The sequence below is a fragment of the Alteromonas sp. ABH4_456 genome (assembly GCF_056160645.1).
In genome coordinates this window covers 69,753-83,655 of sequence record NZ_JBSWXO010000003.1, presented here as the reverse complement: position 1 = coordinate 83,655, position 13,903 = coordinate 69,753, and the positions used below count along the sequence as shown (strand labels likewise).

Sequence of the window (13,903 nt, the reverse complement as noted above, 5' to 3'; positions counted from 1 at the left end):
CGAAACAGTCTGGCACTTGCTGTCAGCCTGATGCTGGGCAGCAGTGCTGCACTGGCCGAAACGGCAGACAAATCAGAAAACGAAAACTGGGATGTGCTCAAGCCTCCCTTCGCACTTAACAGCGTGGATATTGAAACCAGCGAAACCACCTGGTCCAGCCTGGACATCTCACCGGATGGCAAATTTATGGTGTTCGATATGCTGGGCGATTTGTATAAAGTGCCTTTATCCGGCGGCGCTGCGACGTCGCTAACACAGGATTTTGCCTGGAATATTCATCCCGCCATTTCGCCGGACGGAAAGCATATTGCGTTTATCTCAGACCGTGGCGGTTTGTCCAATGTGTGGGTGATGGATATCGACGGCAGTAATTTGCGTCAGGTGACTACGGAAAAGAAAAACATCATTCATTCTCCGAAATGGAGTCCGGACGGGCAGTACATTGTTGCCACCAAAGGGATTATGTCCAGCCGGAGTATTCCGGCCGGTGAAATCTGGATGTATCACATTGCCGGTGGTGACGGTCTGCAAATCAAAGCCCGCGAACACGGGAACGCCGACCAGCAAAATATTGCCGACCCGGTGTTCTCACATGATGGCCAGTATATCTATTACACCCACAACACCGTGCCGGGTGCAGGCTTCGAGTACAACAGAGATCCTCTTGAAGGGATTTTCGACATCACCCGCTTCGACCGCAAAACCGGTAAAGAGGACAGTTTTATCAGTGGTACCGGCGGCGCTATTGTACCTGTGCCCTCACCGGACGGTAAATACATCGCCTTTATCCGCAGGGTAAAAAACAAAACCGGGCTTTTTCTCAAAGAGCTGGAAACCGGGCTTGAGAAACCGCTAACCCTTACCCTTGAGCGGGATATGCAGGAAGGCTTTGGTTCTGAAGGCTACTTTGCCTATTACGACTGGATGCCCGACAGCCAGTCTCTGGTTTACTGGACAGGAGGTAAGTTTCACAACGTCGACATTAAAACCGGCAATATCGGAGATATTGATGTCAGCGTAAAAGCGACACTGCATTATGCAGATGCACTGCACTTTGATGTGGATGTGGCACCGGATGAATTCGATGTAAAAATGATTCGCTGGTCGCAGAAATCGCCGGACGGCAAAAGTATGTTGTTCCAAGCCCTGGGCAAGCTTTATGTGAAAGATATTAAAAGCGGCAAAATGACCCGCCTGACGGAACAAAGTGAGCACGATGAATATTTTCCCCGTTATACCAACGATGGAAAATTCATTGTTTACACCACCTGGAATGACGAAAAGCTGGGTGATGTACGCATAGTTTCCGCCAAAGGTGGCAAAGGTAAAGTGATCACCAAAAAGCCGGGACACTATGTAGAGCCAAGCTTCTCGCCAGATGGCCGTTATGTCGCATTCCGGAAATTCAGCGGCGGCTATTTGTTAGATCCTACTTATTCGGTAGAGCCCGGTTTATATGTGGCTGACCTGAAGAACGACACTGAAGTCAGAGTCAGCGAAAGTGGTGCACAACCCCATTTTGCCGGAAATGACGGTCGTGTGTATTTCACCGAACGCGCCGGCGGGTCTGCTTACCCTGAAACGCAATTGAGCAGCACCGATTTACGCGGTGAAGACAAGCGCACGCATTTATACGGTGCGGATAAAGTCAGCGAATACCGTTTGTCTCATGACAAAAAGTGGGTGGCTTTTGTTTACCAGTTCAAGACCTACGTAGCACCGTTCGTAGACAACGGTCAGAAAATTACGCTGGGACCGGACATGACATCATTACCGGTTACACAGCTCTCTGCCCGTGCCGGCGAGTACCTGAACTGGAGTCCGGATAGTACGTCGGTAGGCTGGTTCCACGGACCGGTGTATTACGAGCGCGCACTGGAAGATGCATTTACTTTTGTTGCCGGTAAAGAAAAAGATGCACTGCCTGAACCGGAAACCAAAGGCATGAACCTGTCTTTCAAATCGAAGGCAGATAAACCCGGTGGCTACAAAGCGCTGGTCGGCGGCAAAGTCGTTACCATGCGTGATGCAGATAACACACAGGAAGTCATCGAAAACGGCGTAGTGCTTATTCGCGATAACCGGATTGAAGCCGTTGGCTCACTTGACGATATTACTATTCCTGATGACGCCATGCGCATCGATACCCGCGGAAAAACCATTATTCCGGGCTTAGTCGATGCCCATGCTCACGGTTCTCAGGGTCGTAACGAAATTATTCCTCAACAAAACTGGGGACAATTTGCCAACGTAGCATTTGGTGTGACCACGATTCACGATCCGTCCAACGACACCACTGAAATCTTTGCAGCCTCAGAGTTGCAACGACATGGCGATATTATTGCTCCGCGCATTTATTCCACCGGCGCGATTTTATACGGTGCCGAGTCACTGGGTTATAAAGCCATTATCAACAACTACGATGATGCGTATTTCCATGTTGAAAGGCTGAAAGAAGCCGGTGCAATTTCAGTAAAAAGTTATAACCAGCCGCGACGGGATCAACGTCAGCAAATTCTGTGGGCTTCACACGAACAGCAGATGATGGTTGTGCCGGAAGGCGGCGGTAAAATGCAGCAGAACCTGACTATGGTGGTAGACGGACATACCGGTCTTGAGCACAGTTTCCCTGTGGCGAAAGGCTATGATGATGTTAACCAGTTATGGGCAGCCACAGAGTCGGGTTACACGCCAACCTTCGTGGTGTCATATGGTGGCCTGATGGGCGAAGAGTACTGGTACGACAGAACTGAAGTGTGGAAGAACGAACGCCTGCTGCGCTATGTGCCGTCAACCATTCTCGACAGCCGTGCTATCCGCCGTCCTACCGCACCGGATAACCAGTACAATCACTTCGAAGTGGCAGCGTATGCAAAAACACTGCGCGACAAAGGTGTGAGCGTGCACATCGGTGCCCATGGCCAGCGTGAAGGTTTAGCCGCTCACTGGGAATTGTGGAGTATGGCTCAGGGTGGTTTCACGCCATGGGAAGCCCTGCGTGGCGGAACCATTGACGGTGCCAAACACTTAGGCATGGGTAACGACCTTGGCAGTATAGAAAAAGGTAAGCTGGCCGACTTAGTTGTGATTGACGGTGATGTACTGAGCGATATCCGCAGAAGCGAATTTGTTGAGTATACCGTGCTGAACGGACGGGTTTATGAGGCTGCGACGATGAATGAAGTGGGCAGCCGTAAACAGCGTAAGCCGTTCTTCTTCGAGGCAGATAACAAACTGTTTATGCCGGAAGAGACTGCGCAGGAAATCAACGCCAAAGCGCATATGTATCACTGGAGGCATTGATACCTTAAACCTGTACGGGCGCCTGATAAGGCGCCCTTTTTATTTCATGCTGCTGGCAACGCCATCGCAGGTTTGAGACTGTCAGCGACCTGTTGTGGATCGCGGCAAATAAGATAAACCTCATCCTGCCAGTCATCAAATGTTGCCATCATTGAATATAACAGCGCCGGCTTACTGAATCTGATGCGCACGTTAGCTTCATCACCCTGCCCCAAAATCAATGCATCACCACAGTGAGCTCTGCTCCAGCTTCCGGCCTCTGCAGACTCAATGGCAGACAGCCTGGCGAACAGGGTACTGTAGAACCCCGGATTGATGACCAGATCATCGTCCTGAATATACAGCGAGAAATGCTTTCCTATACGGATACTGGCAATGGCAGAAATCATCGTCCAGAGGATCAGGCTGCAAACGATAACCGCTGCGGTATGACTCCATTCAGCCAAAAGCCAGTATGAAAGCGCAGCCGCAAGCACTATTCCGCCTGTCAGCACGCATTGATAAATCACGCTGTCTGATTTGGTATGTAGTTTCCCCACGGGCGACACATGCCGGCGGGTAAACCGGGGAATGGCATAAAACCAGGATGCCGGTTCATGGGCCCATAAAACAGCAGTCATTCGTTTTTTGTCATCCTCTGCATACGCTTTATGAGCATGCAATCTCGGATCACCGGGAAGATGGCGGGCTTTCCACAAGCTTTTAACCACCATATAAACCAATGCAAATTCGAGAATAATAAGCACCGCCGCAATGGGATAACGTAGCCAGGAAATAAACTCAAAATAAGCAGCAAGATCTTCAGGAAAGGTGTACCGCGCGGCCACCGCCGCGAGACTAAAACTGATGATTATTTTCCACAGTTTCTGTTTGCCTTTCACAACAACACAAACATAGTACGCTGCAGGCAAAACAATAAAATACAGGCCTGCAAAAGTGCGGTGAGCCACTTATCCTGCGGTAACCGGATTGTGTCAGGTAGAAAGTAATAGCCGCCGGCAAATGTAGTGACCATCAGAACGAAATAGATAAGACGATACTGAGCAGATTTCTGCATAGCAACACTCCCTGTTTGCTTAACCATGCCACCGGTAAAGTTTACTGCATGGTCAGTTCTCTGCGCAAAGGGAGATAAGTTTCAGAATGTTACCCGCACGGCGTCTCAGTTACCGGTTACGTCCGTATTGTTCGTGAGATGACACCCAGTCAGATGAAGAAATGGCCGAAGCCAGCGAGATCTCTCCGGCCAGTGCCACCGCTCCTACAATCTCGGCAAATTTGTACACTTTATTTTTGCCGTAACAATCCATCAGCTCCAGGCACTCTTTCTGTGTACCTATGCCGGTTCCACCGCCGTAGGTGGCGACAATCAGAGAAGGGATAGTCAGTGAAACGTACAAATCCCCTTCTTCGGTGAGTTCGGAGTACATGATCCCCGCCGAGGATTCAGAGACATTAGCGACATCCTGTCCCGTGGCAATGAACATGGCGGTGATACCGTTGGGCGAATGCAGGCCGGTGTTATTGACGCCGGATAAAAACGAACCGATACCAGCCACTCTGCCATGGTAATCAATTTGTTTTGGTTCCACCCGCATTACGCTGAGTAAATGCTCGCGCTTGATGGTAGCCTCTGCAGTAACCCGTTTTCCCCGGGTCCGCATAATATTTATCTGCGAGGCCTTTTTGTCGGTGGCAAAGTTAGACTCCAGATAAAAATTCACAATCCCGTCGTAGTGATCCATGATCCAGCCACAGGCAGCAAATGTGGCGCGCCCCACCATATTCTGACCAGCAGCATCTCCGGTCCTGTAATTAAAACGGAGAAACGCAAATTTATTAGACAGGAAATGGTCGATGTAAGTCAGCTTCGCCACCGAAGACGTCGCTTCTGCTTCATCACGGATTTTTTCGATATTTTCATTTATCCATTTAACGAAATCCCGTGCCCCGCGCGCATCAGAAAAAACAAAAACCGGCGCCCGTTGCATGGCATCATCAACCACCGTTGCTTTTACACCTCCGCTCATATTCAATAGCTTCATGCCACGGTTATAAGACGCCACCAGCGTGCCTTCAGTGGTAGCCAGCGGCACCACAAAATTGCCTTTCGCATATTCTCCGTCAATGGTGAGCGGACCCGCTATGCCAATAGGCACCTGCGCCACACCAATAAAGTGCTCAATATTGCCTTTGAGTGTGTTGGGGTCGATGGAATAGTTGCCCACATGATTCACCGGCGCGCCGGTTGCAGAAGCAAAATATGCCTGACGGGCTTTGATGATTTCTGCCTGATAGTCGTCATGGGGATCTCTTGGGATCCCCTCCGGTTTGGCACTGATGTCTGAAATGTTGTCTTCGACTTCAAACTTCAGCTTACCGAATGGAGAGGCCTTGAAAGAAAGTCCCAATTTAAGCTTTTCAGGCCCGGCCTTTGCCCGCACGCTCAAAAAAACCGTAATAACTTCCCGTAGCGGAAAAGAAATATCCCCTTTTGCATTAATTTCCTCAGCAGAGAGCAGCATATCCGCCCCGACTTTCAGGGTAATTTTCTCTTTTGGAATATGATTGCCATCCAGCACGATATGTAAAATTTCGCTGATACTGGCGTCTTTCAACCGGTTTTTCAGCATAAAGCACAAACCATCTTCCGTTTTTTGCAGACTGCCGTGGGTATACAACTGCTTTAAAAGCATGCTGGGGATAAACATGAGGCACTTCCTTTTTAATGGCTGACGCTTTTTGAGACGCGCTTATTATGAATGTAATACAGTAGCGTCAGTTAACAACAATTTCACTTCTTTCCCGGTCAAACCAGCCACCGGGTTGACCCCCGTCAACCTTTCAGGACTTGCCTGAAACGGACATGACTTAACAAAAACGGACATAACACACATTTTTTGTACACAAATCATCCAGTGTCCGTGATTTGAAAGCCCACGGCACTGCTTCTTGTAAATTTAATTCCGTCAGCAGGACGCTGATGTGTTTTCGACAGATTGCCCCTGTTACCGGAAAAGGAGGTGTCAGGGACTACGATGCCAGGGATTCAATTGATCAGTTAAGGATGCTGTTCAGGGGTAATCTGCCGGACTTTTATTTAGCAAGGAGTAAATCATGGAACACAAGCTGTTCAGACAACAGGCTTTGCAACATCAGCTGACAGCCAGTCAGGGAGACGTATTTGTTTTACCGTCTTTGCCTGTCAGGATGATCAGTCTGATGATAACAGGTTGGGTCATCGTGATGGCCTGGTATCTGAATAGTCAGGAATACAAAACCTTCACCCGGATCAACGGCTGGCTGGAAATGTCAGAGGGCAGTACGCCGGTTTATCCGGACAATACCGGCGGACGGGTTGCCCCTATTCTCGTGAAAAATGGCGATGAGGTTGAGGCGGGAACCCCCTTACTTAAAATCAACAGCGGCCAGACGCTGGGCTCCGGCGAAGACGTGCATTTTGCAGTGCACAGTCAGTATGAAGTTCAGCAGGAACAGCTTGAACAACAACTACGCTATCTCACTGTCGCCCATAAACTGGCAATTGCAACGACCAGAAATACCGGCACGCAACTGGAGCGGGATATTAGCAAACTTAACGGACTCATTGAGCTGGTAGGCCAGCGGATCGCTCTGGCAGAAACGTCTGCTAACTCGATGGCAACACTCGCCGATGCCAGATTACTGGCGAAAAATGAACATCTCAGTGCCGCCCGTGCTGTCTTATCGCTAAAGCAGGAATTACTGGAATACCAGCGGGAGCGTGAAAGTAAGCTCGCCTACCTTGAAGAAAATCGCCACGAGCTGGCGAGGCTCCCCGCCAGTCAGGAGCAGGAGCGCCTTGATCTTCAGCATCAACTCAGTGCATTACGCAATCAGATGCTGCAGTGGGACAGTCAGCACAAGAAGGTGATTACCGCATCAAGAGCTGGTGTGGTATCCGATTTGTCTGTACGTAGCGGTGACTTCATCAATACGTCTAAACCTCTACTGAATATACAACCCTCTTCTGACACCCTTACCGGTAAGGTGTTGCTGCCAGCCCGGTCGGCAGGTTTACTGCAACAGGGTCAGTCAGTCCGCATTAAACTGGATGCTTTCCCTTATCAGCAATACGGCACCGTTGACGGTGTTATTACGCAAATATCCGACGATCTTATCCAGCCACAGAGTAAGCAATGGTTTCCTGTCACCACAGACGAACCGGCATATCTGGTTCAGGTTTCGCTGAATAAACAAAGCATCGCCACCTACGGACAGGAAACACCACTGAGAAGTGGCATGACCTTCAGTGCCGATGTGACGACACGGGAGTCCAGCCTGATTGAATGGCTTTTCGCACCATTACTGTCTGTAAAAGGGGCGTGGTAATGCAGGCCCTCTTATCAGCAAACCCGCTCCCTTCCCTTCGCCGTTCTGTTAAAACACCGGTGGTGTATCAGGCGGAAGCCGCAGAATGCGGACTGGCCTGCCTGTGTATGATATTGCAGGCCCATGGCGATAAAAGAACACTGGCCGAACTCCGGCAGGAATATGGCTTGTCACTGAAAGGGGCAACGCTGGGAGACATTATTACCATCGCTAAGCGCCTTTCTTTATCGGCAAGAGCGCTGAAACTGGATCTGGATGATCTGCCAAAACTGCAATTGCCCTGCGTAGTTCACTGGGATATGAAGCATTTTGTGGTACTCACCGCGGTGAACAAAAACAGTGTAACCATTCATGATCCGGCCACGGGTAAACGTAAAATGCCGGTATCCCGTTTTTCCGCTCATTTCACCGGCATAGCTCTGGAAGTATCTCCGGCTCCGGCTTTTACACCGGTCACGGCTACCCCAAAACTCACTATCAGCAGTTTCTTCTCAGGTCTCAGCGGACTTCGCAGAACCTTGCTGCTTACCTTCTGTATTACTCTGCTTATTCAGTTATTTGCCCTGTTGTCTCCTTATTACATGCAAATGGTGGTAGATGATGCGCTGCCCGCAGGATCGTCTGACTTTTTGACCGCATTAACCATAGGCTTTGCGCTTTTTCTGTTAATTGAATGTCTGACTTCAGCGTTACGCCAACATATCCTTTTACACTTCACCAGCCGCCTGCAACTGCTGATGAGCGCCAGGGTATTCAGTCATTTACTGCAACTGCCGCTGAAGTGGTTTCACAGCCGGCACACCGGCGACATTATTTCCCGTTTCAGTTCGTTAAATGCATTGCGGGATTTTCTCACTGCCAGCTTCATTAGTGTGATCATGGACGGGCTGATGGCACTGGTAACGGTAGCAGTCATGTATGTTTATGCGCCGCTTCTGGCCACGGTAGTCATTGTTATCACCTTTTTGTATGCGCTGTTCCGCGTGTTTGCCTGGCATTGCGTCCGGCCTCATCACGCCGACAAACTGGAGCTGGCTTCAAAGGAGCAAACGCACTTCATCGAATCCATGCGGGCCATTCAGACAATCAAGCAATTTAACCTGGAGGCGAGCCGCCACGGCCACTGGCTGAACCGGCTGACATCATCCTTAAATGCAGACATCAGTATCGGCAAATGGGGTTTGCGTACCAGCATTGCCAAACAGGTCATCACCGGTGCTGAAAACATTGTAGTGATTTACCTTGGCGCACAGATGGCTATGGAAAATGCACTGACTACCGGTATGCTTTATGCGTTTATCAGCTACAAAAACCGCTTTGTTACCGCCGCTGAAAGTCTGATCACCACCGCACTGGAATGGCGAATGTTATCGCTGCACATTGACCGGCTATCAGATGTGGTGCTGGCTGAATGTGAAGACGTACCAGTCGCTTTTTCCGGTGTAGACGGCACAGACAATACCGGCCCGGCAACTTTATCCCTCAGACAGGTCAGCTATGCTTACGACAGCTTTTCAGCACCGGTACTTGAAAATATCAACCTGACTGTTGCCCCCGGCGAAGTCATAGCGATCACCGGCGCAAGCGGCTGCGGAAAATCAACGTTACTTAAATGTATTACCGGTATTCACCCGCTCAGTTCAGGCTCAGTATATTTCGGCACAAAGCCTGTCAGTCAGGGCGCACTGAAGGGCGTATCCTCGGCAGTTTATCAGGATGACGCCCTGCTCAACGGCAGCATTCTAGAAAATATAGCCGGCTATTGTGATTCTCCTGATATTCAGCGGGCAGCAGGCGCGGCACAACTGGCCTGTATTCACGATGACATTTTAGCCATGCCAATGCAGTACCAGACACTGGTCGGCGACATGGGCAGCACCCTGAGCGGCGGTCAGATCCAGCGGATTATGCTGGCCAGGGCACTGTATCAACGGCCGCAGATCCTGTTCCTCGATGAAGCAAGCAGTCACCTTGATATGCACAACGAAGCACAGGTAAACCACAACCTGAAACAGCTGAACATCACCCGCATTATTATCGCCCACAGGCCGCAAACCATCGCCATGACAGACCGTGTGTTCCGGCTTGAAGCAGGCAAATTAACCGAAATCTACCCCGTCAGTACCAACCCCGTTATTGAACAACAAGGAGAGAGTCATGACTAATCCAACCCCTATCAATGATCGCCTGGAGCAGCTTTCCCGCCGGGAACTGCAGGTTGCCCATAAAATTATGGAAGGGCTGCCGAATAAGCGAATCGCTTCCCAGCTATTTATCAGCGAGAGGACGGTGAAATTTCACTGCGCCAACATTTACCGCAAGCTGGATATCCACAACCGCACCTCACTGATGGCGAGTTACTACCGCCAGTTTCATCAGCCCGGTACACGGACAGAACAAGAGGGATAAAAATGTCCTTTCGTATCAATAAAACCGTGGCGTTTGAGACAGAAGTCCTGTTTATGAACAGTCTAATTCCCATGGCTGCAGCATCGCTGTGCTGCCTGATGTATTTCGCGATTACCAGTACATTACCCGATATGTGGGTGGTGGGTTTAACGTTTAATTTGTGTTGGATAATGAGTCTGCGCGAGACCATTTTAACCTGCTACCTGCAAGGGGTTTCAGACACAGTCGGCCAGTCGCCCTACCTGAAACCCGGCGTGGGTGATAACCGGACTTTTAGCCAGAAGACAGCGCCGGAAGACCCGGTAAACTAAAACCTGTTGTGAGTTATGCGCAACAAAACCCGTAACGGAAAAATAACCTGTTCAAGGAGAACATCATGAAAGAAACAACAACAGCCCGCCTGTTAACGAATGAAGAAGCCTGCGAAGTATCAGGCGCCGGCCCGGTACAAACTATGCCGGTCACAGAAGACAAAGCCATCTTAATCCCGCCCCGCTATTTCACCCTGGCGCTGGGTGAAAATGGTGGCGATTACCCGGAAGAATCGGTTTACTGATTTCAGGTCTGATGATGCTGCGCGGACAGGGTTGTCTCCCGCACCTGTTGGCGTCAGCATCATTCTTAAAAGGACGTAATGTATGATTCTTTGTCTGGGTGATGAATCAGACCATCAACTACAGCATGTAGTGACAACACTTCACGACCTTCAGGAGGAAACACTGATCTTCAATACGGCGAACCTGGGCGATCAGTTAAAGTTGCAATGGCAACCGCTTAAAAATGCCTTTACCCTTGTTGTCGATAACGAATACGTGGATATTGACGAAGCCGGCGCCTTTTGGTGGCAGCGCTTTTCAGCTCCACCGGCAACAAACCCTGTTGCCGGTAAAAATCAAATCAGTGCACTTTCGCCGCTTTTTTATCATCAGCCTGAGCGTTGGTATAACCCGCTGAGCGCCATTCGTTTTCACCAGGCCAAGCCCGTGCAATTGCAAACAGCATCAGCACTGGGCGCCACCATACCCGAGACGCTCATCAGCAATGATGTCACAGCCCTCAAACACTTCGCTGAACAGTTTCAGGATGTCATTATCAAACCGGTTTCCGGTGGTGCCCACACCACCTTGCTTCGTCAGCATGGCGTGTATATCAGTGAACATTTGCATCAGCATGATACCGGTGCGGTGACGTTGCAGGCACGGATTGACGGGCTTGATGTGCGCACGTACGTTATGGGTGATGAGGTTTTTTCCGGTGTTATCTATTCGGATAAGCCGGATTACCGTACTGATGAGTGCGCAGAGGCGCAGGCTACAGACGTCCCTGAGGATATCCGCTCACTGGCCAGAACAATTTGCGCTGCTTTCGGGATGAAATGGTGCGCCATTGACTGGCGGTGTAACACTAAAGGCGAGTTTATCTTCCTGGAAGCGAATCCCTGCCCGTACTTTTTGAAATTTGAACATGAAACACAGCACCCGCTCACTGAAACCTTATGCCGGGCGCTGATAACAACAGCGGAACACTAGTCCGCTGCTGTTGATGAAGCAGGTTATCTCAGATAACCGTTATGACGCGACTGAATAATCGGTATAACCTTTCTCTGCGCCACCGAACAAGGTATCAGGATCATGCTCTGCCAGCGCGATGCCTTGTTGTAAACGGGCAGGCAGATCGGGATTCGATACAAAGGGACGACCGAAACCAATCATATCAGCCCATCCTTCTTCCAGCGCCTGTTCAGCGCGGTCACGGGTATATTTGCCGGCATAAATCAAAATACCGTCAAACGCCTCGCGGATGGCCTGTTTAAAACTTACCGCCATTTCCGGCGCATCATCCCAGTCGGCTTCAGCGATATGTACATAGCCGGCCTCTAACTCATTCAGGGCCCGCACCGCTTCAACGTACGTCTGTTCAGGGTTTTCGTCTACCGCACCGTTCAACGTCGTCAGCGGAGCCAGACGGATCCCCACTGCGCGGCTGTCGAACACCGTGCTGACGGCAGACACGACTTCTTTCAGGAACCGCAGACGGTTCTCCAGGCTGCCGCCGTATCCATCAGTACGGTTGTTGGCTTGTGAATCAAGAAACTGGTTGATGAGATAGCCATTGGCTCCATGCAGCTCGATGCCATCAAATCCGGCATCTTTGGCACATTGCGCCGCGTGCCGGTAATCTTCAACGACCGCTTTGATTTCTTCTTTACTGAGTGCTCTGGGTACAGAAGACTGCACAAAACCCGGTGAGCTATTTTCGTCGATAAATACCTTCACGCCCTCAGCCTGAAGCGCTGACGAAGAAACCGGCTGTTTGCCACCCGTATTACTTTCGTGGGATACGCGGCCAACGTGCCACAGTTGCGCAAACATCACACCTCCCGCCTGGTGAACGGCATTTGTGACCTTCTTCCAGCCTTCGACTTGCGCTCCGGTGTAAATGCCCGGGGTCCAGGCGTAGCCCTTGCCCAGTTCACTGATTTGCGTACCTTCACTGATAATCAAACCGGCACTGGCACGCTGGGCATAATAAGTAGCCATTAAATCGTTGGCGACATCACCGGGCTGCGTTGACCTTGAGCGGGTCATCGGGGGCATGACAATACGGTTTTTAAGCGTTTTGCCGGCAAGAGAAATACTGTTAAATAATAGACTCATAAAGCCTCCTTCCATTTTCAATGGATGAAGCATATCGCAGCCTATTTAAATCATTAACAGCAATAAATTAAAAACACTTTTGTTATTTTTGCAATTATAGAGTGAGTCGCGGCGCGATATAATCCAGGAATGCAGAGATGCGGGAAGACACGGCACTGTTACGGTAATATACCGCCTGTACCAGTTCCCGCCGGTTCGGACTCAGGACATGGTCTGTCAGCACAGGCACCAACCGGCCGGCCTCAATATCTTCATACGTCATAAAGTGTGACAGCATCGCCAGCCCCTGCCCTGCAATGCAAAGTTGCCGCACGGTTTCACCACTTGAGGCACTGATGGCAAATGTAAGCTGCTGAGGACTTTTAAGTGGCCAGTTATTTAAATGCGGCGCATCACTGAAACCAATTAAACGATGCTGCGAAAGGCTTGTAATATCGCCGCTGACCGGATGTTTAGCCAGGTATTGCGGACTTGCCACTACATGTAACCGGCTTCGCCCTAACTTTCTGGCATGGAGATTGGAGTCACTTAAATCGCCGATACGAATGGCGATATCGGTTTTATGCTCCAGTAAGTCAATGATGCTGTCGTGACTGGTCAGCTCCAGAGATATATCCGGATAGGTGCGGCAGAACCCGTCTATTAACGGTGTCAGCTGATGAAATACAAACGGGCTGGCTGCATCAACCCGCAGCTTGCCTGATGGTGTCCGCCCCAGCAGTCGCAATGCCTCCTCGCCTTTTTCCAGCATGTTCAGACCGTCTCTGGCGTAACGTAAGAAAAGCTCACCTTCTTCCGTCAGCTCTACCCGTCTGGTGGTGCGGTTAAACAGAGTAACATTGAGAGTCTTTTCCAGCCGTGTTACCGAGCGTGATACCCTGGCAACCTGCTGATCCAGCAGCGCTGCGGCGGCAGAGAAACCACCGGTATCCACCACCGTCACAAAGGCTTCTAAATCTTCTGTTTTAGCATTAACCGGCATTGTTCAACCTTTTCATTTTCCACAAAGATAGCAGCTTACTAATTACATTTTATACAAATAACCAGAAAGAAACCTGACGTATTCAACGCAATCAACTTTGCAGGCAACAAAAAACGCGCAACCGTCAGACAGTCGCGCGTTTTAGTATTATTGATGAGCAGCTACCGTTCAGCCGGGCAGC

General features: G+C 50.1%; 12 protein-coding genes. 7 read left to right on the top strand and 5 right to left on the bottom strand.

Annotated features, from left to right (window positions below; all coding sequences use genetic code 11):
• Positions 1–30 precede the first annotated feature (30 nt).
• Entirely contained in the window at positions 31–3,303 is a 3,273-nt protein-coding gene (locus ACXAG2_RS05710; RefSeq protein ID WP_474865609.1) for an amidohydrolase family protein, read from the top strand.
• Between the two features lie 44 nt (positions 3,304–3,347).
• Here the strand turns inward: ACXAG2_RS05710 and ACXAG2_RS05705 are convergent, their stop codons facing one another.
• The 3 genes from ACXAG2_RS05705 to ACXAG2_RS05695 all read right to left on the bottom strand — a co-directional run bounded on the left by ACXAG2_RS05705 (position 3,348) and on the right by ACXAG2_RS05695 (position 6,014).
• Positions 3,348–4,184, bottom strand: coding sequence for a hypothetical protein (locus ACXAG2_RS05705; RefSeq protein WP_474865109.1), 837 nt, complete (start codon positions 4,182–4,184; stop codon positions 3,348–3,350).
• Entirely contained in the window at positions 4,181–4,360 is a 180-nt protein-coding gene (locus tag ACXAG2_RS05700; RefSeq protein ID WP_474865108.1) for a hypothetical protein, read from the bottom strand. Before ACXAG2_RS05700 ends, ACXAG2_RS05705 begins: the two co-directional genes overlap by 4 nt.
• A 109-nt stretch (positions 4,361–4,469) precedes the next feature.
• Positions 4,470–6,014 carry a hydroxymethylglutaryl-CoA reductase gene (locus ACXAG2_RS05695; protein WP_474865106.1) on the bottom strand — a complete coding sequence of 515 codons (1,545 nt, stop codon included), beginning with the start codon at positions 6,012–6,014 and terminating at the stop codon, positions 4,470–4,472.
• Between the two features lie 406 nt (positions 6,015–6,420).
• Between ACXAG2_RS05695 and ACXAG2_RS05690 the strand changes: the two genes are divergently transcribed.
• From ACXAG2_RS05690 to ACXAG2_RS05665, 6 genes are all read left to right on the top strand, one after another.
• Positions 6,421–7,674, top strand: coding sequence for an HlyD family secretion protein (locus tag ACXAG2_RS05690; RefSeq protein WP_474865104.1), 1,254 nt, complete (start codon positions 6,421–6,423; stop codon positions 7,672–7,674).
• Positions 7,674–9,839, top strand: coding sequence for a peptidase domain-containing ABC transporter (locus tag ACXAG2_RS05685; RefSeq protein ID WP_474865102.1), 2,166 nt, complete (start codon positions 7,674–7,676; stop codon positions 9,837–9,839). Before ACXAG2_RS05690 ends, ACXAG2_RS05685 begins: the two co-directional genes overlap by 1 nt.
• Entirely contained in the window at positions 9,832–10,083 is a 252-nt protein-coding gene (locus ACXAG2_RS05680; RefSeq protein WP_119499952.1) for a helix-turn-helix domain-containing protein, read from the top strand. The genes ACXAG2_RS05685 and ACXAG2_RS05680 overlap by 8 nt, the downstream gene beginning before the upstream one ends.
• Before the next feature lie 53 nt (positions 10,084–10,136).
• On the top strand, positions 10,137–10,394 hold the full coding sequence (locus ACXAG2_RS05675; RefSeq protein ID WP_474865100.1) for a hypothetical protein: 258 nt from the start codon (positions 10,137–10,139) through the stop codon (positions 10,392–10,394).
• 65 nt (positions 10,395–10,459) lie between these two features.
• Complete coding sequence (locus ACXAG2_RS05670; RefSeq protein WP_474865098.1) at positions 10,460–10,639, top strand: hypothetical protein; 180 nt, start codon at positions 10,460–10,462, stop codon at positions 10,637–10,639.
• Positions 10,640–10,721: 82 nt separating this feature from the next.
• Positions 10,722–11,612, top strand: a complete 891-nt coding sequence (locus ACXAG2_RS05665) for an ATP-grasp domain-containing protein (RefSeq protein ID WP_474865096.1) — start codon at positions 10,722–10,724, stop codon at positions 11,610–11,612.
• Between the two features lie 39 nt (positions 11,613–11,651).
• Here ACXAG2_RS05665 and ACXAG2_RS05660 read toward each other — a convergent pair whose 3' ends face one another.
• Positions 11,652–12,740 carry an alkene reductase gene (locus ACXAG2_RS05660; protein WP_474865094.1) on the bottom strand — a complete coding sequence of 363 codons (1,089 nt, stop codon included), beginning with the start codon at positions 12,738–12,740 and terminating at the stop codon, positions 11,652–11,654.
• 94 nt (positions 12,741–12,834) lie between these two features.
• The gene (locus ACXAG2_RS05655; protein ID WP_474865092.1) at positions 12,835–13,722 is read right to left on the bottom strand and encodes a LysR family transcriptional regulator; all 888 of its coding nucleotides are present in this window, start codon (positions 13,720–13,722) and stop codon (positions 12,835–12,837) included.
• Positions 13,723–13,903: the final 181 nt, after the last annotated feature.